The organism is Botrimarina hoheduenensis (assembly GCF_007859815.1).
GTDB classification, from domain to species: Bacteria; Planctomycetota; Planctomycetia; order Pirellulales; family Lacipirellulaceae; genus Botrimarina; species Botrimarina hoheduenensis.
Genome location: NZ_SJPH01000002.1, coordinates 67,472 through 87,778 on the forward strand (window position 1 = coordinate 67,472; position 20,307 = coordinate 87,778).

Sequence of the window (20,307 nt, forward strand, 5' to 3'; positions counted from 1 at the left end):
AACCGATGCGCACGCGCGGAGTAACCTCCCCGCCTAGCGCAGAGCTGGTGTTTCAGCGGGGCACCGCCGTCGGCTCGTCGCGTAACCTGCAAAAGCCGCGAGGCTAGCTCAAGAAGCTCCGGCAAGCTCAGGGCGACCCTGACCCGCGGCAGCAGCCGCATCCTTTGCCGCTTGGCGTTCCTTCCAGACCTCGTCGATGATCTCGGCTCCTACCAAGCCGTACAGACGGGGCCGGGGGGGGATCAATGAAGTATCAACTTCCTCGTAGCTCAGGGTTGGTTCGCCCTGCTTGTCGAACGAGGCGATCGTCGACTTGAGCCACTTGGCGTTCTTGGCCTCGAAAGCGTCGCACCACGCCTCGGCCTCGCGGCGGCGTTCGCCCGGGTCGGTCGCCTCGATGCCGGGCATCGAAAAGTCGGGCTTAAAGTGGGCCCCGCGACATTCGTCGCGGGCCAGGGCACCCTTCAGCAGCGCCTTGGCCAGCGGGAACATGTCGCGCAGCGCATTGGTGAAGACCACGTTCTGATTAGTCCACGCCCCGGTGTCCGACAGGCTGCAGCGCTGCGCTCGCTCGCACAGCTCGTTGACCTTCGTCAGACCGGCTTCGATCTGGTCGTTGCGACGGACCACCAGCGCGGCCCGGGTCATTTCTTCGCCCAGCTCGTGGTGGATCTGATAGGGGTTTTCGTCGCCCGCCCCGGCCGCGTTTACCATCGCGTCGTGCTTGGCTTGTTGGTCGGCGAGCGACTTCTGATGGAGCGAGTCGAACGCCGCATCGGTAGACGCGGCACCCAGCGACCCCAGCATCTTCTGGATGCCCGGAGCCACAAACAGGCCGGTGAAGATGCACGACAACAGCGAGTTGGCACCGAGTCGGTTGGCACCGTGATAGTGGTAGTCGCACTCGCCGATGGCGTAGAGGCCCGGCACGTTCGTCTGGTGGTTGCGGGGGTTGGCGGGGTCGAGCCCGCCGTCTTTGCCGCGGGCGTAGTCCGCCCACAGGCCCCCCATGCTGTAGTGAACCGCCGGGAAGATCTTCATCGGCTCGTCGCGCGGATCGACGCCCTGGAACTTCTCGTAGATGTTCAGGATGCCGCCCAGCTTGCGGTCCAGCTCTTCGCGCGGGATGTGGGTCAGGTCGAGGTACACACACTGCTTGTCGGCTTCGACCGACAGGCCGTCGTTGACGCACACGTCAAAGATCTCACGCGTTGCGATATCGCGCGGCACGAGGTTGCCGTACTCCGGATAGCGCTCTTCGAGAAAGTAGTAACGCTCGCTCGCGGGGATGTCGGCGGGCCGACGAGAATCGTGGGGCTTGCGCGGCACCCACACGCGGCCGCCCTCGCCGCGGGCCGATTCGCTCATCAGGCGGCACTTATCGGCACCGGGAATAGCGGTCGGATGTACCTGGATGAATTCGCCGTTGGCGTACTTCACGCCGGCCTGTACGCAGCGGCTGGCCGCCGAACCGTTGCACGCCATCGACATCGTGCTCCGGCCATAGAGCAGTCCACAGCCGCCCGAGCCGACCACCACGGCGTCTGCCTTGAACGAGCGGATCTGCATCGTTACGAGGTTCTGCGCGAGCGCGCCGCGGCACCGCCCGTCCTCGTCGAGGATCGGGCCCAGGAAGTCCCAGCCCTCCCACATCTTCACCAGTCCTTCAGCCTTACGCCGACGGACCTGCTCGTCCAGGGCGTAGAGCAGTTGTTGGCCGGTCGTGGCACCGGCAAACGAGGTCCGCTTGAACAGCGTGCCGCCAAACCGGCGCTGATCGCGGAAGCCTTCGCCCGTGCGATTGAACGGAACGCCGAGGCGGTCCATGAGGTCGATGATCTTCGGGGCCCAGTACGCCATCTCTTTGACCGGCGGCTGGTGCTGCAAGAAGTCGCCCCCGTAGACCGTGTCGTCTAGGTGCAGCCACTCGTTGTCGCCCTGCTGGCGGGTGAGTTCGTTGACGCTATTGATGCCTCCCTGCGCGCACGCGCTATGCGAGCGCTTGACCGGCACGAGGCTCATCAGATCGACCTTCACGCCGATCTCGGCCAGCTTCATTGTGCAGGCCAGTCCCGCCAGACCGCCTCCAACAACCAGGACACTTTGCTCGGCCATAACAGAAAACCTTGAGAGTTGAACGGTGTTCGGTGCGAGTCGTAAAGGCGTTACGGGGCGGCGGGCGTTTCAGCGGGCGTGCCCTCGGCCTGCGCCGCATCAGGTGTGCTGGAGTCTTCGGCGAGATCCTCGTCGGCAAGATCGTAATCCGAGGGATGCGCCTCAGCGTGATCACCGCCAACCGGGTGGTTCTCGATCCACTTGGGCGAATCGGGTGAGACCAGCCCCTGTTCGACGCGGGCCTCGAACATTTTCGTTTCCGCAGCGCGGGATTCGTCGAAGGCTTCGCCAGACCCCACGGCCATCATGCCCCCCAGCCCACTAAACCCAACCGCAAGCAACGCGACTCCGAACACACCACAAGCAGCAAGTGCCCGTTTTTGGGCCTTGGGGCTGGTCCAGACGCCCCAGGTGATGCCCATCGTCCACAAGCCGTTGGCCAAGTGGAAAACGCTGGCCAGGATGCCGACGGCGTAGAACGCGACGATCAGCGGATTCTGCAACGCCGCCCCCGCCGTCGAGGGGGCGTTGTACGGCCGAAACTGGTGGCCGCCCAGCGGCTCGGCCAGCGCCAGCCACCAATCGGCGTGGAACCACCCGTGCATGTGGAACACGTGGTAGAGGATGAACACCATCGCGACCATGCCGCTGGCACGCTGCAGCGTGTAGCGGATGTTGCCGCCATAGGCGTAGGCACTCGTGTTGGGCAGCCCCGACTTAATGATCCACACGCCAATCACGGCATGAAAAATCAGCGGCAGGAAGATGGTTGCCCACTCGACCAGCGGAAGCAGGCTCCCCAGCGCGTGGATCGAGTAGACGTTGTTCTGAAACGTTTGGGGGCTGTCCAGCACGCTAGCATTCACCGACAAGTGAACGCACATAAACGCCCCGACCGGAACCAGGCCGGTGAGCGAGTGGAGCCGCCGGATCAGAAATTCGTTCCGCTCCAGGAACGACGGCGAAGCAGCCGCCATGGAGAGCCTCTCGGGGTAAACGTCGGTACCGCCAGGGCCCGGCGGACGAGAGGCAACCGAACGCTCACGCGACGCTTAACCCCCGGCGGCAGGGCACAAAGCCTAATGCTGCCGAGTATAGGAGCTACGGCGGCTTGGTCGCAACGGACCACCCCCGCTTGCCAAAGCCCACCGCGGCAGAATGCTGCCCGCTTATGGCCGCTGATCAGGGCCGCTCAGGGGGCCGCTGATTCTGCCCGGCGCTCACGCCGCTTAGCGTGGTCGCGGCCCGATCCGCCACCAATAACAAAAACGGGGGGCGTCAGCCGCCCCCCGTTCGGTCAGATGATCGAATGTCCGCGCGGTGCGGGCTTACTCTCCGGCGCGGCTGCGGTACTCGGCACCCAGGGCCCGCTGGCCGTTGGCTTCGAGCTCGTCGGCCAGGGCTAGCAGGGCCGGACGCAGGTTGCCGTCGTACGCCACCGCATTCATGTAAGACTGGATAGCGTCCTCGCGGTCGCCCGACAGCGAGTAAGCGCGGCCACGGCGATAGTAGTGAGTCGCCTCGGTCGGTTGCAGCCGAATCGCTTCGTTGAAATCGCCGATCGCTTTTTCAAAGTCGCGTTGCTGCAGGTGCGCCAGACCGCGATTCACGAACGCCGGAACGTAGCGGTCACTGACCGCCACCGCCTCGCCATAGGCGCGGATCGCGGCGTCGTAGTCGTTCAGCTTGGCCCAGGCCATTCCCTTCCAGAGGTTCGAGCGCGGGCTGTCGAAATTGATGCCAGCCGCCTGCTCGAAGTCACGAATCGCGAGCAGCTCTTCTCCTTGATAGAAGAAGCAAATACCTCGACGGAAGTAGGCCTCGCCCAACGCCGGATTGATTTGGATGGCCTTGGATAGCGAGCGGATCGCGTCGGCGTAGTCTCCCTGCAGACGCTGGACCACACCCAGACGGAACAAAGCCGCGGATCGCGAACCGCCCAGCTCCGGATTGTCCTCGTCCAGCTCGTTGATCAGCTGCTGGCACTCCGCGGCCGCGGCTTGATAGTGCCCGACGGCAACGGCTTGGTCCTCTTGCTCCTTGCCCAGTTCTTCTAGACAGAAGGCGCGGGTCAGATGCCCCTGGACGAACGGCAGCGTGTCGTCTTCGTCCTCGGGCGTGTAGTTCTTAATTGCCAGAGAAAGCTGCTCGGCCGCCTCGGCGTAGTTCTTTTCTTGCAACGCGATTGAGCCCAGCGTGAAGTAAACCTCGTGCTCGTTGGAATCGATCGCCAGCGAGGCCGCGAGATCGGCCCGCGCCTTGTCGTACTTGGCTAGCGAGGCGTAAGCCTGGCCACGCAGCATGAGGGCCTCAGCCTTTTGCTCGGGCAGGTCTTCACCTGATTCAAGCCACTTGGTGAGCGCTTTCTCGCCGGGCTCCGACAAGCCGAGCTTGACTTCCGCCTTGCCCAGGTTGAACTGGTACTGGCCATTCGCCCGATCGGCGGCGGCCGCCGACTGCAGGTCCGGCAAAGCCAGCTGATAGGCACCCGCCTCCATATAGACCTCACCGCGCGTGTTGCGGATCTCGGCTTCGATAGCGGGGTTGCCTTGGGCGTAGGTGAGGCCTTCCTTCAGGTCGCCCAGCGCCGCTTCGTATTCTTCCAGCTGGGCGTAGGCCTTGGCCCGGAACACCAGCAGCTGTAGCAACTCTTGCGAGGGGCCGCGCGACTTCAGCGCGTTGACAACCGTTGTGAACGAATTCACCGCGGCCTCGTACTCGCCGGCGTTGAATTGCTCGCGCCCCGCATCCACGATCGCCTGGGCCGAGACCTGGCCATCTTCCGTAGGAACTTCATCCTCCTGGGCATTCGCGGCTTGGCACAGGCCAAACGTTGCGATGATCAGAAGCGTGGTCCGAGTGAAACGAAGAAAACCGTTCATGCCGCGTCGCCTGTTGGTCACGGGGTAACTAATGCCGTCGGGCGCTCAAGGATGGCGCAGGGGTGCGGAACACCGCTATGCTTCCGGCGCACTCAACACCCGAACGTAGCATGCAAAAACACGCCATGCCGTCGCTAGAGACGCGATCCGCCGGGGTGGGGTTCCCACGCGAGGCGATTGCGACGCCCGTAGGGCTTACGCGGATCGCGCCGCGCCCGTTCGCGACACAGCAGAGCGATACCCTGAGGGCAGTGGCCGGTTACAGAACACGCTCGTGTTACCGGTCAAAGCGGTCGCCCGGCCACGAGACCGGCCGAACCGCCGAGTTCGGCTGATCTTTCGACCGGTTCAGTCCAGGGTCTTGGCCGGCTGGGTATCTTTTTTGCCAGCAACCGCCGAGCGCCCGTAGTGCTTCGCGGTGCGTGAGTACTCACGCGCATAAGCCTCGGCATGCTCGGGAGTAAAGTCGCGCTCGATGGTCCGCTTGTGACGGCCCAACTCGTAGACATGAACTACGTAGTTCGCCAGCGGCTCGGGCCGGCCGTACTCGTCGGCGACTGGCTTCTTTTCGGCCTGAGCTTCCTGATCAGACGCCTCTTCGCTGGCGGTTTGGCCTTTCTGCGCAGCGGTAAGGTCCTCGGTCGGCTTGGCGGTTGGTGCCGCTGCCGCGGTCGCCGGATCATCCTCCAGGCCGAGCCCTGCGCCAAACCCACCGGCAGAACTCTTGGTCTTCTTGGGGACCGCCGGCTTTTTCTTCCGCGGTGCGATCTCGACATCGGCACCGGCAACCGCTTTGCGACGCGGCCGGCGGGGGCGAGCCGATTCAGTCTCCGGCGTGTCGTCCGCGTCGGCTTGGTCGTCCGCAGGGGCCGCGGACTCCGGAGCGGGTTCGCGCGCTACTTTCTTGGTTCGCTTCGGCGCAGCTTTCTTGGCAACCTTCTTTTTGACAGCCTTCTTTTTGGCCACCTTGCGCTTGGGCTTGGCTTTGGCGTCGTCGTCAACGAACTCCACGTCCGCTTCGGAGTGAAAGAGGTCGTCTTCTTCGTCGCGGGGCTTCGGCATAGATCGACTTATTCTTGTCGGGTGTGGAGCGATCGGCTCGGTTGTCGAGCCCTGCCCTACGCAGAAAATGATCGGAAGGCCGGCGGACGCCACGGGCGAACGCCTCTTGGCGGCTCCTTGCGGAACCGCCTGGGGACCGAGCCCTCGACACCAGGGTCGCAACGGCTCGACGCCAGAAAGAACACAGCAACCGCCGCAGAGTGGCCATCGTGGCCATTCTTTCCCGGGGGTTAAACTCTAAGCCCCGTTAATATCGTTGCCTGCCTGTCGGCCGTCAACAGCCGCCGTCGTGGCCCCGCGCCCCCGATTGCCGTGGAGGGCCGATGCTTCCGACCGCCTGCTTACCGATTTAATGAGCGATTCACCGGGCCGTGGTCATCCGCCGGGCGGTTTCGATCGCTCGTTCCAGGGCAAGGTCGGCCGCTTCGCCGCCGAGGATCGCTTCCTGAGCCCCCGTGGGGCCCCGGTAGCCGACCGTCTGCGACGGGGGGCTGTCCGCATTATCACGCCCGTCGGCCACGCTCGTAGCGTGTCGCACGACGATATCGGGGTTCACTCCGACCTCGCTGATCGGGTGACCGGCGGGCGAATAAAACTTGGCAGTCGTCAGCCGCACACCGGCTCCGGCGTGTGACATCGGAAAGATTCCCTGAACCGATCCTTTGCCGAAGGACCGATCGCCGATGAGCGTCCCCCGACGGTTGTCGCGGATTGCCGCGGCGAAGATCTCGCTTGCCGAGGCGCTGTCGCCATCGATCAGCACCACCAGCGGCACCCGCCAGGTGCCCTGCTGATGGGCTCGATAGTCGAAGTCCTCGCCGGCGCTGCGGCCGCGGGTGGAAACGATCCCCCCCTGCGAGACAAACTTGTCAACCAGCTCGACACTCGCGGTCAGCAGCCCACCCGGGTTGCCGCGGAGGTCCAGCACGAGGCTCTTCATGCCGCGGCTGTGCAGGTCCCAGAGGGTCGATTCGAGGTCGCGGCTGGTGGTCTTCTGAAAGACCGGCACGCGGACGTAAGCCACGCCGTTGTAGGCATCGACAATCCGCACCCGTTCCAGGCTGGGGACTTCCACTTGCTCGCGGCGGACGGAGAGCGTCTGGCGGGCAGATGCTTGCTGCTGGCCGGCAAGGTCGGCACCGATGTGCGTCGCGATATCGACACTATCACCGGCAAACGTTCCGGCTCGCGAAGATTCGATGGTCACTTGGGCGATGCTGCCGGCTTCACCCGTGAGCATCGCGGCGGCCTGATCGGTGGTCATATCGGCGGTGGGGCGGCCATCGACCGCCACGATCCGGTCTCCTGCCTGCAAGCCCGCCCGAGCCGCCGGGCTGCCGGGGATTACGCGGACAATGAGCAGGGCCCGCCGATCGCTTTTCAGCTCGACGCCCAGACCAACAAAGTTGCCCTCGATCTGAGCGAACACGTCGCGCAGCTGATCTGGGGTCAAGAACGAAGAGTAGTTGTCCAGTCCGCCGACCGCTGCGGCGACGAACTCCAGCACCCAAGCCGAGCCGGGACCGCCGAACCGCCGCTGGGCGTCGGCCGCGAGCTGGCCAACAAGCCTTTGTGACTGCGCTACGGTCCGCACGCTCTCAGAGTTGGGTGCCAGCCGGTTAACCTCAGCGGCAAAGCCCTGCAGCTGCTCGTCCGAGACGCTGACACCAAACCGCTGCGCGAATTCAGGGTCGCGGGCGGCGATTACCACGGCGTGCGCACCGCGGCGGACTAGCCGACCCCACGGGGGCGTGCTGACATAGTGTGATTCGATTTTCGAGAGGATCTCGCTGTAGAGCCCCAGGGCCGCGCGGCTATCAAGCGTATCGACCATCTGTCGATAGCTCGTGTCGGCGTAGCGTCGCATGAGGCTGCTGTGCAGGCGAGCGATATCCAGACGCCGCTCCAGGCGGCCATCGGCTGGCGTTTCCCGAACCGCTTGTTCGTAGTGTGCGGCGGCGTCGCCCCACATGCCCTGGCGCTCAAGCTCCAGGCCCTGCAACAAGGCATCGTCAGCAAGCTGCGGCAGCGCTTCGGTGGCGATCGCCACCGATTCGTCGGTGCCCGCGGAGGTGCCTTGAGCGGGCCACTGGCTGGGCTGCGCGAAGGTCGCCGAAGTGGCGAGTAGGAACAACATGCCCAACGCGAGGCCGATCGGTTGATCGGGGCGGCGGGCGAGGCGCAGAGCGCCGTTAAGGACACGCAGGGACATTGGCTCGTTCCGTCTCGCAGGCGTGCGAGACCAGCGGCCACGCTCGACGCGGTGTCGAGTCGTTCCGGTGGTCAGGCGCTTCGCGGTCGGGGGGTTCCCGCTTGCCACCGATGTGGCTCCCGGGGGGAGGGCGAACGCGAAGAGGATTACGGCCGAGGAGTCGGGGCGCGTCCCAGCTCAGCGAAAAGACCAACCATCGCTCAACGAGCGGTGGGAGTTTTTTTCGCGTTTCCGATTCCGTGGATTTGGCGAGCGCTAGCTCACCGGGCCACTGGAATATAGATCACAGAAAAAACCAGGTCAAAAAACTGGGGCCCAGTTTCTTGCGACTTTCGGACCCGTGGGGTCGGAAGACCCGCACAGGCCGCGCGACGCGCTCTGGTTGGCTCCGTGACGCCCGCACAATCGTGTGGGACGGAAACGACCACTCGGTAGTAAGGTCCGCCCGGAGAGTGGGCGTTGTGGCGTCCTGCCGCCAGTCGTTGGGCCTGCCTGATCCCAACCAGCACGATAAAAGTCACCCGGGGTGACGAGCTCTGTTACGCGGCCAGCCGAGGGGTGGTTCTTGGCGATCTCGCCCGAGGAATGCTATCGTCCTGCGCTCTCCCGCTAGCGGTTCCTCCCCAGCCGCCCGCCCGCCTTAACCCTCTCTTTCCGCCCGCCCTGCCCGCTTTTCATGCCGCAAGCTCCCGTCCGTCGAGCCTTACTGAGCGTCAGCGATAAAACCGGCTTGGTCGCTTTGGCGACCCGCTTGCAGGCGGCCGGAGTTGAGCTGCTGAGCACCGGCGGCAGTCGCCGCACGCTGGAAGAGGCCGGCCTCGCGGTCCGCGACGTGGCCGATTACACGGGTTATCCCGAGATGATGGGGGGCCGCGTGAAGACGCTCCACCCGCGGGTGCATGGCGGAGTGCTGTGCCGCCGCGATGACCCCGCGGACCTCGCCGCTGCCCAGGAGCACGGCGTCGAGCTGATCGATCTGGTGGTTGTCAATCTCTATCCGTTTGCCGCGACGGTCGCCCGGCCCGGCGTGACGGCCGCGGAAGCGATCGAGCAGATCGACATCGGCGGCCCCTCGATGATCCGCTCGGCCGCCAAGAATCACGCCTACGTTGGCGTTGTTACGGAAGCGGCCCAGTACGACGAGGTGGCTCGCCAAGTCGAGCAAGGCGGCTTGTCCGACGAGCTACGCCGCGACCTTGCCGCGGCGGCGTTCAAGCACACCGCCGCCTACGACGCGATGATTGCCGCTTACTTCGCAACGCTTACGAGCGGCGTGGAATCGACACCAAACGACATCCGCCTGCCGCCCTCACTCAGCGTTACGCTCGATCAGGTTGCGACGCTCCGCTACGGCGAGAACCCCCACCAGCAGGCGGCGCTCTACGCGCGCGCCGACGCCCCTGCGAGCGCCGTGGTGCGTGGCCAACAGCTCCACGGCAAAGAGTTGTCTTACAACAACTGGCTGGATCTCGACGCCGCTTGGTCCGCGGCGAAGCTGCTCCCAACGCCCGGCGTGGCGGTGCTGAAGCACAACAACCCGTGCGGTGCCGCTACCGCTGCGACCGTCGGCGAGGCGACCCGCCTGGCGTGGGAAGGCGATCCGGTCAGCGCGTTCGGATCGATCCTCGGATTCAACACGCCCGTCGATGCGGCGGCGGCCGAGTGCCTTGCCGAGCCGGGCAAATTTGTCGAAGCGATCGCCGCTCCCTCGTTTACGCCTGAAGCGATCGAGATCCTCACGACCAAGCCCAAATGGCGCAACAACGTGCGGTTGGTCCAGATCGGAGCCGGCGTGCCGACAGCTGCTGGCGAGGGCCTTGTGCTACGGGCGATCGACGGCGGCTATCTGGCACAAACGCCGGATGACGAGCCCGATGAACCGGAGGCCTGGGAGTGTGTGACGCAGACCAAGCCGACTCCCCAGCTGCGTGCCGAGCTGCGTTTTGCGTGGAGCGCTTGCCGCGCGGTGAAATCGAACGCCATCGTGCTGGCGCGCGGTGGTGCCCTGGTCGGGGTTGGTGCCGGACAGATGAGCCGCGTGGATTCGGTTGAGATCGCGATCCGCAAGGCGGGCGATCGGGTCCGTGGTGCCGTGCTCGCGTCGGACGCGTTCTTTCCGTTCGATGATTCGGTACTGGCGGCGCACGAGGCGGGCGTGGCGGCGGTGATTCAACCCGGAGGGTCGATGCGCGACGCCGAGGTGATCGACGCCTGTAACCGCTGCGGAATGCCGATGCTGTTTACAGGCCGCCGGCACTTCCGGCACTGAGGCGCGCGCACGAGGCGTGGGTTTCGCCGCCCCCGAGTTTCGCCGCCCCCGGGGCCCGGTTCCGGCACTTCTCGGAGAAGAAGGCGGCGGTTCGCTTGTTGCGTGCGGAGGGGCTTGTTATAAGAAATAAAGAGCCCTTACTCGCGGCGCGTTTCGCTGGGTAGCGCTCCCTTCGACAGTGACCGGCCCCGTACTGGCTTGCGACGCAGCTGCTAGCGAGCCCCCAGGTGTCCCGCCCTGGGGCTGGATCTCAGGTGCTTCCCCGTTCCCTTTTCAAAGTGTGATCGCTAGCTGATGGCTCGGATCACGCTGCAAGTGTTGGACGGAGCGGACCGGGGGGTCATTTACGAAGACCTCGAGACCCCGGTCACGATTGGTCGCGAAGAGGGGAACGCCGTACAACTGAACGACGAGCGGATCAGTCGCTACCACATCAAGATTCAAGAAGACCGTGATCGGATTGTGCTCACCGATCTGGAGAGCACCAACGGAACACGGGTCAACGGCCAAACGACCCAGCTCCGGATCCTCCAGCACGGCGACCTGATCGCGGTTGGCAAGAGCACTCTGCTGTACGGCACACGCGCGCAGATTGCCGAACGGGTGGACGCGATCAAGGACGGCGGCCTGCGTGTGTCGGAAGACGCCAAGCACGAGCCGATCACCGGCCCGGCCCGGGATCCCTCGGGCAGCAACTTGAATAGCGACGAATCGATCTCGATCGAGCTTGATTGGGGCGACTCGGCCCGCTTCCCGAGTGCGTTACACCTGCCCGGGCCACCCGATCTTCCCGAGGGGCTGAGCCCCGCGCAGGCGGCACAGGTTTCGGAGCTGTTCGAGTACTTCCATCTGCGCTGCCGATCGCTGCTCTCGGGAGTCACGCTCGATGAGTCGGGTGAACCAACCCCCTTTGATCGTGAACGCTGGCAGGAACTCGTCGATCTGCAAGCGCTACTCGCGCAGTACCTGCGAAGGATTGGCGAGGGGGGCTGATCCGCCCACTTTCCGGACTGCTACCGGCGGCTCGTGCGTTCCCCGCTGCTGACCGCGCTGCCCCGTTCATTGCTCGTGCCGAGCGGGTCCTTAAGGTCGCACGCGCAGGCACACCGTGGCGAGCGCTAGCGCGGCGAGCAACGCGGCAGTCGGTTCGGGGATCGCGGTCGCGGGCGGGGCGGTCGCTCCGTAATTCGCGGCCCACACGTCGTAGTCGCCCGTATCGATGGCCCCGCTCTTGTTGCCGTCAGCGCTCAGATCGAGGTTGCCCCGGCGCAAGGTGTCACGCCATTTGGTGTAGTCGGCCAGGTCAACGACGCCGTCTCCGTTGTAGTCGCCGGTCAGCGGCGGTTCGGCCGCGTAGAGATAAGCCGCCAGGTCCTGCGTGGTGCCGCGAAACAGGTTGGCATCGACCGGCGCTTCGCCACCGATCGACTCGCTGTCAGACCATTGCCAAAAGTCCCAGTCGCTCCACACGCCGAGTTGGTTCGCGCCCGCGGGCAGATTGCTGGTGTTGTAAGTCCAACGGGCAATCCACAAGTCGTACTGCGCGACGCTCGAATTAACGTAGTTGATCGCGTAATTGGAATTGAGATAGATGATCGGATGGACGCCCAAGCGATTCATCAGCACGTCGGCAAAGTCGTTGATCCAGTCGGACAGATACTGCCGTTGTTCCGAGACGGTGTTGATCTCGGCGGTTAACGGAAGCTTTTCGACGTCGAGCACCGGACGCAGATACGCTTCGGGATTGGTGTTGTAGAAGGGTTGGATCGCATCGACGAAGTCGTTGGCTTCGTTAACGGCATCTTGTTTGATGGGGTCGGACAGTGTGCCGACCGACGAGTCGGGACGGGCAAAGTGATAGGGACCGATCGGGATCCCCGCCGCGCGGGCTCCCGCCATGTTTTGCGTGAAGCGCGTATCGATGAAATCAACGCCCTCGGTCGCCTTGGTGAAAGCGAAGCCGACTCCAGCGTTCTTCATGGAGTTCCAGTTGACGGTCCCCTGGTGCGTCGAGACATCGACCCCCAGCAGGTCGGCGCAGGCGGGGCCCGTTACCGCTGCCATCAGCAGCGTCGCGGCGAAAGAAACGCTTCGATGGCGGAATAGCAACGGGTTTCTCAACACAGGGCTCGGATAAGAATCACGTTAAAAGTGGGAGCTTAGGCTGATTTGCGCGCCCGAAACGGCCCGCGACAGCCCTTTAGCTTACCGAGCCGCTTGGTTTGGGCACAACAAATAACGCCGCGAGGGACCCCATCCGCAGATTGCCCGCCGGTGGGGTTGCTGGTCATACTGCCGCTCTATCTTGAATTGTCAGGGTTTCGCGGCTCTGACCGCCGCCATTTTAAGGGAGTCCCCGGTGACGCATCCGTCTGTCTACGCTTCTCGCTGGATCCTGCTCGTGATAGCGCTCGCCGTGCCGGCGGTTGTCCGGGCCCAGCCTGCTACGGGGGATTGGGTCGTGCTGATGGACGGTTCGTCGCTCGATGCGTGGCGCGGCTACCAGCGGACCGACCTCCCTGCCGCCTGGAAGATCAACGAGGCCGGCGAGCTTGCCTTTACCCCGGGTGAGTCGGGCGGCGATCTGGTTACCAAGCAAGAATTCGGCGACTTTGAGCTGGAGTTTGAGTGGCGTGTTGCTCCGGGCAGCAACAGCGGCGTACTCTACGGTGCCAGCGAAGACAAGCCGCACGTTTACGAGACCGGCATGGAGTATCAAGTGCTCGACGATGCTGGTTTTGGCGACGCCGAGCCCCGCCATCAGGCCGGCGCTTTGTACGGACTTTATCCGCGAAAGATTGATGCCACGAAGCCAGCGGACCAGTGGAACACCGCCCGCATCGTGGTCGAGGGGACGCGGATCGAGCACTGGCTCAATGGGGAACTTGTCGTCGAGGCCGAGCGCGGCAGCACGACATGGAAAGAGCGGATCGCGGCGAGCAAGTTCGCGGCGTGGGATCGGTTTGCCGCCAATGAGCGCGGGCGGATTGCCTTGCAAGATCACGGCGGCGCTGTTTGGTATCGAAACGTGCGTATCCGCGAGCGGAGTCATCACGCTGCGGCGCAGCCCGGCGATCGCCCGGCGCGCATGCTGTTTGTAACGCAGAGTGCCGGCTTCCGGCACTCGACCGTCACCCGCAAGCCGAGCGAGCTGTCGTCGGCCGAGCAGATCATGCAGCGGCTGGGGATCGAGAGCGGCGCGTTCCGTGTCGATTGCACGCAGGACGTGGAGACCGACTTTACGCCCGAATTGCTCGCGAACTACGACGTGGTGGCCTTCTACTCGACCGGCAAGCTGCCGATCCCTGCGGAAACGCTCACCTGGTTTCTGCAAGACTGGCTCGCCGAGCAGGGGCACGCGGTGCTGGGCATCCATCCGGCGACCGACACCTACAAAGATTACGAGCCCTACTGGGACATGATCGGCGGAACGTTCGACGGCCACCCGTGGACGGCCGATACGGACGTCGTCATCAAAGTCCACGATGGCGATCATCCGGCCAGCCGGCCCTGGGGTGCCAGCGGCACTCGCATTGCGTTCAAGGACGAGATCTATCTGCACAAGCACTGGCAGCCCGAAAAGGTGCGGGTGCTGATGTCGCTCGATATGGAGCGGACCGCGCTCAAGCAGTCCCGCCACGTACCGATCTTGTGGGTCAAAGAGTACGGTGCTGGCCGCGTGATGTACCTGAGTCTGGGGCACCGCGAGGACATGTGGGAGCGGCCGCAGTTTCAGGCGTCGCTGATCGGAGGTGTCGAATGGCTGCTCAACAAGCAGCCGGGCGACGCGACGCCCAACCCCGAGCTATCGGCTGCCGAGCAGCGGCTCGCCGAACAAGCCGCGGAAGTCACCGCGGTTGCCGATTGACGGGCTCTGCGGGCACCAGTATCTCCCCTGTGAGCCTCTTGTAGGGGAGGCATTGCGCCGTCGTACATCGAACCGCCGAAGCGCCTTCTCGGTGCTGGCAACGAGCGGCCAACCTTACGGAATTGTAATGTTGCGACGCCGCTCTGGCATCGACCAAAGCTGCCAGATTTCATAGTCTCGCGCTATCGATAGTGAAATCTTTCAGGGTGAGAGTTCAGGCCGTCGGCTCGTGATCCGACGATCGTTTGATCGTTGTGATACCGCGCGTAGCGCCCTTCTCTCCCCCATGCTCCCCGTAGCAGCAGGGCTTTGATGTAATGCGTCTTCGATCGAACCGAACCTTCCATGACTCTGCGTGCGGAGGGCGTCGCTTGCGGGCCCTGCTGATGGCCTTGGCGATGGCTTTCCCGGCCTGTGAGCGGGCGACCGCCCAGACGCCGATCAGCTACTCGGCGGGTGACCTCCATCTGCCTTCCACGCGGGTGTTTGCCCTGGTGGGTAAGACCGGCTTGGGCCACGAGCACGGCGTGCTCGGCCGACTTAAGAGCGGACGCTTGAACCTCGGTGCCACGTGCGACGCCGGTGAACTGGTGTTCGACATGAGCAGCTTTACGGCCGACACGGATCAGGCCCGGCGACTCGTGGGCTTATCGGGGTCGTCTTCCGACTCAACACGCAAACAAGTCACGACGACCATGCTCGGGCGCGACGTCCTGAACGTTGGGCAGTACCCCACGGCAGTGTTCAAGATCGACTCCGCGACGCCCGAGCGACCGACCGTCGAGGGTCAGCCGCAGCGCTATCGGCTTAGTGGCCAGTTCACTCTCCAACGCACCGCGCGTCCGCTGAGTTTCTTGGCCGAAGTAACGTCCAAGAACGGCTGGAATCTGGTGCGCGGCAGCTTTCCGCTGAAGCAATCGGAATACGGCATCAAGCCGTACTCGAAGGCGTTCGGAGCGGTCGGCGTTGCCGACGAGATGACGGTATGGGGCGAGCTGTGGGTCGCCCCGGCGACGGGAGTTGCCGGGCAGACATCGGCGGCCGTTCGCTAGGGGCTGTCAGAGACACGCCACGGGCTTTGGCGGGCGAGGGATTGCTCGGCTCCGGCGTTGGTTTACTTATGAGTTGAACCTGCGAAATTGACATGGAAGTCCTTCTGAGCCCTCTCCGCGGCGAAGCCTTTTCGCGCGCTGCACACCGCGTTACGGGTGCCATGATCGGCGTTGCCGTGCAACTGTTGTTTGTTGTCACGGTCTGGTACCTGTTCTGGTTTTTGAAAGACGGTGCGCTCGCGATGGGGGGCGGTTCGCTGTTGCAAGACACGTTTCTCGCGCTGTTTTTCGCGGTGCCCCACAGCCTGTTACTTTACCCTCCCGTGCGTCGTCGGTTGGGCCGCGTGATCGGTCCCGCCTTCTACGGGCTGTTTTATGCCGGTGTGACTTGTGTCTCGCTGCTGCTGGTGATTTTCCTATGGCGACCAGTCGGGCCGATGCTGTGGCAGGCTTCGGGGTTCGTGCGGTACGCGATCGAAGCCGGTTTTTATGCGTCTTGGATCGCGCTGGCCTACAGCCTTCATCTGACGGGGCTCGGGTTTCAGACCGGCCTCACGCCGTGGCTGGCGTGGGTGCGCGGCACGAGCCAGCCGCGCCGTGCTTTCGCGCCCCGCGGGGCCTACCGATGGATGCGCCACCCCGTTTATCTGAGCTTCATGGGTCTGCTCTGGTTTACGCCGACCATGACGCTCGACCACGCGGTGCTGACCGGCGTGTGGACGCTCTACCTCTTTGTTGGCAGCTGGCTGAAGGACCGCCGCTTGGAGCACTACTTGGGCGACACCTATCACGAGTACCAAACACAGGTGACCGGCTATCCGTTGGTGGGGATCGGACCGCTCGGAAAACGCCGCGTGGCAACCCCCGCGCCGCAACGCCAAGCGGCGTGAGACGCGACCTTAGGGGGCGGCATCCACGGAAACCGCCACGCCGTTGACACGCAGGTCGCTGAAATCCGCCGTGTCGTCGAACGAGCCGACGCCCAGCTTGCCGATGGGGAATCGCGTGTCAGTGGCGGTCAGCATCGGCTCGTTCTGGCCATCCCAGTAAACGGCGATGCGGCCCGTGGCTCGGCTACGTGTAAGCCGAACGGTGTGCCAAGCATCATCCCAGGGGGCCCCCGCATCCTTTTCGCCGCCGTCGGTAATCGCCAGGCGGTCCGCCCCGTCCACGACAAAGATCTGATGACAGTGCGGGTCGGGCTCTTTGCCCAGATGGACGTAAAAGAAATGGGCCGGATCGACCCAGCCGAAGAACAGGCACACGTCGCGATGGCCGTAGTCGGGGTGCGTGCTGCGGACCCGCACTTTGAGATCGAAGTCGCCCCAAGAGACCGTCTCCCACAGCGCGATATGGCCCGGGCTGCGGTGCGGAGGAGTGTAGGCCGAGGCTTTCTGAACGAGGCGGAGCATCCCCCGCGGCTGATCCGCTGCCAGTTGCCATGAGTCAGCGTCGAGCAGCGTCCACGCGCTCAGCGCCTCGGCCGTATCGAAGCGCTCCACGAGCGTGGTCTGTGCCAAGCACTTGGTGGCCGGTGTCACAAAGCACAGGACCACCGCGAGCGGCCCGGCGTACGCTGCCAATTTAGTGAGACAATGCATCAGGATGACCTTGGTCCATTTCAATAACACGCATCGAACGCCACTTGCCTTGCAAGAATCGCAGGAAGAACAAGATGCCGAGCGTCGCGATCCAACAGGATACCAAGGCCCAACAGCCGTAGATCCCTGCCTGGAAAACTTCCACCGCCAGCAGGCTGAGGGTCGCCAGCAGGAAGCCCATCACGAGGCTCACTAGCAGCACAAAGCGGGTGTCACCCGCTCCCTTCAACGCGCTGACAAAGACGATCAGCATGGCGTCCATGAAATTGTAGCACGCGACAAAACGCATCAGAACCAGCGCTGTGGCGGCCACGGCTTCGCGCGGCGCGGTCTCGCCGGCGACGGGCGTCGGGCTGGCAAAGAAGCCCCACAAGAAAATCTGCGGCACCCCCAACAGCAGCAACGACACCACGGCCATATACGCCCACGCCACGTGCAGCGTGGTCCAGGTTGCGCGGGCGGCGGCAACATCGCGGTTCTCGCCCAAGTGCTGACCCACCAGGATGCTCGCGGCCAGACCAAGTCCGCAGATAGGCATGAACGCCAATGAGCCGATGCTGAAGGTCATGCTCGTTGCCTCCGACTCGACGGCCCCCAATCGGCCTACCAGGACGATAAAGACGGTAAACCCGAGCACGTCGAGCAGCATCTGCACGCCGCTGGGGGCTCCGAAGCGAAACAGCCGACCGGCGAGCGCCCAATCGATCCGCCAATCGTCCGCACGGAACCGCAGCCGATTATCAGCCCGCAGCATCAGCACCAGATACGTTGCGGCCTTGAGCCACAGCGAGAGCACCGTGGCCCAGCCGGCCCCGTCGATGCCCATCGCGGGGAAGATGCGTACGGCCTCGCCTTGCCAACTGATCGATAGCCCGAAGATCCACCAGTAGTCCAGCACCAGATTCACCAGCGCGTACGTGGTATCGACGAGCATCACCAGCACGGTCTTGCTGCGTCCGCTGTAAAACGAAGAGAGCGATTGCGCCAGCAGCATCGCCGGCGCTCCGTAGCACATGAGCTGGAAGTAGCGTGCTTCCAGCGCAGCGGCTTCGCCGGTGTGCCCGGCTAGCGCAAAGAGGGGCCCCGCCAGCGGCACCAGCGCCAACACCAGTGGCGACACGGCCAACGCCACCCACACCCCCTGCCAAACCGCCGGACCGATGCGTTGCGGCTGGTTGGATCCGTGGTACTGGGCAACGAACGTGCCCGTGTAGCTGCAGAGCCCCACGGGCAGGCAGACCACGGCCCACCACGCGACAGTCGCCACGAAAGCGGCTGACATCGCGGCCCCCGACCAGTTGCTGAGCATCATCCGATCGACGAAGGTCATGACCGTCCATGACAGGCTCGACACCACCAACGGAGCGGCCACTGCTAGCACCTCGGCTCCGCCGCCGGGGCCCCGCCACCAGCTGGGGCGTTCGCCCGGTGAACCCGAGGGATCGGGTGCGAGGTTATCGCCGATCTCGGGCAGGTTGCTGCCCGAGGGATCGGTCGCGGGAATGAGTACGCCTTCCATGCCGCCCTGTCTGCCTTGTCCGCCTGTCCAATAGTGCCGCCGAGTCTGGGCCCTGCGGGCTCGCCACGGGGCACTCGGACACGCTCTGCGTATTGGAGGTTCAGCGGGCGCGAACGCCCAGCCCTCACCTCGCTAAGGGCGGTTTACTGGAACGGATCCGCAAACGGGTCGTCATCTGCCGGGGGGGCGAGGTCCTCGGCCGGCTCTTCCGCAGCGGGCTCTTCCGCAGCGGGCTCTTCCTCAGCCGGCTCATCAGCGGGGGCGCTCTCCGCGAACGGGTCATCCTGTCCGCCGTCGTCGGCCACAGCAAACGGGTCGTCGTCAGCGGCGGGCTGGTCGGGAGTCGCTTCGTCCGTTGTCGGGTCGTCAATAGGAGAACTCCCGGGGGTTTCCTTAGCCGGTGTCTCGTCGGTCGGTGCCGCCTCGGCAGCGGGGGGCGTGTCCGGCGCAGCAGCGGGCGGGGAATCTTCCGGGCCCTGTTCACGCAGGCACTGGATCAGTCCCTCGGGCGAGACCAGATACAACCGATCGTTTTCCCGATTGGGGATCGCGGTCACGTTCGTGGCGTCGGCCCAGCGGGCCGTGGCTCCCGCTTTGCCCGGTCGGATGATCGCCAGACGTCCGTCGGGGCTTGTGGCATAGACACGGTCGGCGCTCGCCGCGACGAACTGATCGACCCCTTCAACTGACCACAAGTTGGCACCGGTTGTCGCATCGAGGGCGTGCAAGGCAGGCTCGGTGGAACCAACGTAAGCCACGTTGCCAGCGATCACCGCAGGCTGTCTCACGTCGCTGCCGACCGACTTCCGCCAGATCTGCTGTCCGCTAGTAGCGTTAACGGCGTAAACGAGCCCCGTGGTGGTGGGGATCACCACGCTGGCGTCCTTGACCGCTGCCGGACCAACGAGCGGTGCTGCCCCGCGGAAACGGAACGCCACGCCCCGCCCGTCGTCGTAGCCGCAGTACAGCAGCCCGGCGGTAGTGGTCCACACAACGCGGTTGACCGGTGCCGGCAGCAGCGTTGGCGAGGCGTAGGACTGTCCGCTTGACGTGTAGGTCCAGGGAATGCCGCGGACCTCGTCGTGCGGCAAGCCGACGATGCGGCCATCGACCAGCGGCGCAAACACCCGATAATCGGCAACGATCGGCGCGCCGCCCGGCGCGCCGGGGAGTCGAAAGATGACCGGCGTGGGCTGCTTCTCAAGCCGCGCTTCTCGGGAATCGATCAGCGCGGCGGTCGAGGGGCGATTATCGCGAATCCGCACCCTGCCGGTCGCGGCGTCCAGCAAGTAGACCGTTGTGCCGTTGGCGATCGCCACCAGCTGTTCGTCGAGCACGGATTCGGTTTGGTCGAGCGGGGCGTCCTTTTTGGAGGGAGCGGCTGCGCCCGCTTCGAGTGCTTTGGGCTTGTAGCGTGAATGAACGGTTGGCCCGTAACTGGGCTGCTCGGGGTCGCCGTAGCGATGCGTCCAGCGGGTCGCACCGGTTTGGGCGTCGAAGGCCTGCACCACCCCTTTAGAGCTCAGGACATAGATCGCATCGCCGTGGAGCACCGCGTTGACGTTTCCCCCCTGCGTCGGATCGACCTGCGCCTGAGCGATCCAGACCCGTTCCAGACCGCTAGCAGTGAGCCCCGACTCGGGAACCAAAGCGCCGAGCGCCGGGGCTTCCAGGCCGAGCAGAACGAGTGCCGCTACCATCAGGGCCCTCGTTCGATATCCACGCGG

At 64.5% G+C, this 20,307-nt stretch carries 14 protein-coding genes; 5 read left to right on the plus strand and 9 right to left on the minus strand.

The features are described from left to right. Positions 1-108: 108 nt before the first annotated feature. The 5 genes from sdhA to Pla111_RS04145 all read right to left on the minus strand — a co-directional run bounded on the left by sdhA (position 109) and on the right by Pla111_RS04145 (position 8,271). Entirely contained in the window at positions 109-2,115 is a 2,007-nt protein-coding gene (gene sdhA, locus Pla111_RS04125) for a succinate dehydrogenase flavoprotein subunit (protein WP_146571702.1), read from the minus strand. Positions 2,116-2,165: 50 nt separating this feature from the next. Next, positions 2,166-3,092 carry a succinate dehydrogenase cytochrome b558 subunit gene (locus Pla111_RS04130; protein ID WP_146571704.1) on the minus strand — a complete coding sequence of 309 codons (927 nt, stop codon included), beginning with the start codon at positions 3,090-3,092 and terminating at the stop codon, positions 2,166-2,168. Positions 3,093-3,443: 351 nt separating this feature from the next. Further along, positions 3,444-4,997, minus strand: coding sequence for a tetratricopeptide repeat protein (locus Pla111_RS04135; protein ID WP_146571706.1), 1,554 nt, complete (start codon positions 4,995-4,997; stop codon positions 3,444-3,446). Positions 4,998-5,345: 348 nt separating this feature from the next. Beyond that, positions 5,346-6,059, minus strand: coding sequence for a hypothetical protein (locus tag Pla111_RS04140; RefSeq protein ID WP_146571708.1), 714 nt, complete (start codon positions 6,057-6,059; stop codon positions 5,346-5,348). Positions 6,060-6,420: 361 nt separating this feature from the next. Further along, a complete protein-coding gene (locus Pla111_RS04145) occupies positions 6,421-8,271 on the minus strand; it encodes a S41 family peptidase (protein WP_146571710.1) in 1,851 nt (616 codons plus the stop codon). A gap of 676 nt (positions 8,272-8,947) precedes the next feature. On the opposite strand from Pla111_RS04145, the gene purH reads away from it, so the two are divergent. Together purH and Pla111_RS04155 are read left to right on the plus strand one after the other, a co-directional pair. Beyond that, positions 8,948-10,540, plus strand: a complete 1,593-nt coding sequence (gene purH / locus Pla111_RS04150; protein ID WP_146571712.1) for a bifunctional phosphoribosylaminoimidazolecarboxamide formyltransferase/IMP cyclohydrolase — start codon at positions 8,948-8,950, stop codon at positions 10,538-10,540. A gap of 294 nt (positions 10,541-10,834) precedes the next feature. Next, positions 10,835-11,533 carry an FHA domain-containing protein gene (locus Pla111_RS04155; protein WP_146571714.1) on the plus strand — a complete coding sequence of 233 codons (699 nt, stop codon included), beginning with the start codon at positions 10,835-10,837 and terminating at the stop codon, positions 11,531-11,533. Between the two features lie 90 nt (positions 11,534-11,623). Here Pla111_RS04155 and Pla111_RS04160 read toward each other — a convergent pair whose 3' ends face one another. Then, positions 11,624-12,661, minus strand: a complete 1,038-nt coding sequence (locus Pla111_RS04160) for a GH25 family lysozyme (protein ID WP_146571716.1) — start codon at positions 12,659-12,661, stop codon at positions 11,624-11,626. 238 nt (positions 12,662-12,899) lie between these two features. Here Pla111_RS04160 and Pla111_RS04165 point away from each other — a divergent pair, with 238 nt between their 5' ends. The 3 genes from Pla111_RS04165 to Pla111_RS04175 all read left to right on the plus strand — a co-directional run bounded on the left by Pla111_RS04165 (position 12,900) and on the right by Pla111_RS04175 (position 16,350). After that, positions 12,900-14,408, plus strand: coding sequence for a family 16 glycoside hydrolase (locus Pla111_RS04165; RefSeq protein ID WP_146571717.1), 1,509 nt, complete (start codon positions 12,900-12,902; stop codon positions 14,406-14,408). A 317-nt stretch (positions 14,409-14,725) separates the two neighbouring features. Next, on the plus strand, positions 14,726-15,460 hold the full coding sequence (locus tag Pla111_RS04170; protein ID WP_146571719.1) for a YceI family protein: 735 nt from the start codon (positions 14,726-14,728) through the stop codon (positions 15,458-15,460). Positions 15,461-15,552: 92 nt separating this feature from the next. Beyond that, positions 15,553-16,350 carry a methyltransferase family protein gene (locus tag Pla111_RS04175; protein WP_146571720.1) on the plus strand — a complete coding sequence of 266 codons (798 nt, stop codon included), beginning with the start codon at positions 15,553-15,555 and terminating at the stop codon, positions 16,348-16,350. A gap of 9 nt (positions 16,351-16,359) precedes the next feature. Here Pla111_RS04175 and Pla111_RS04180 read toward each other — a convergent pair whose 3' ends face one another. The 3 genes from Pla111_RS04180 to Pla111_RS04190 form a co-directional block, all read right to left on the minus strand. Further along, entirely contained in the window at positions 16,360-17,061 is a 702-nt protein-coding gene (locus Pla111_RS04180; protein ID WP_146571722.1) for a hypothetical protein, read from the minus strand. Then, positions 17,045-18,580 (minus strand): MATE family efflux transporter, encoded by a 1,536-nt coding sequence (locus Pla111_RS04185; protein WP_146571724.1) that lies wholly within the window; start codon positions 18,578-18,580, stop codon positions 17,045-17,047. Before Pla111_RS04185 ends, Pla111_RS04180 begins: the two co-directional genes overlap by 17 nt. 143 nt (positions 18,581-18,723) lie before the next feature. Continuing rightward, positions 18,724-20,280, minus strand: a complete 1,557-nt coding sequence (locus Pla111_RS04190) for an outer membrane protein assembly factor BamB family protein (RefSeq protein WP_197524740.1) — start codon at positions 20,278-20,280, stop codon at positions 18,724-18,726. Between the last annotated feature and the right edge of the window lie 27 nt (positions 20,281-20,307).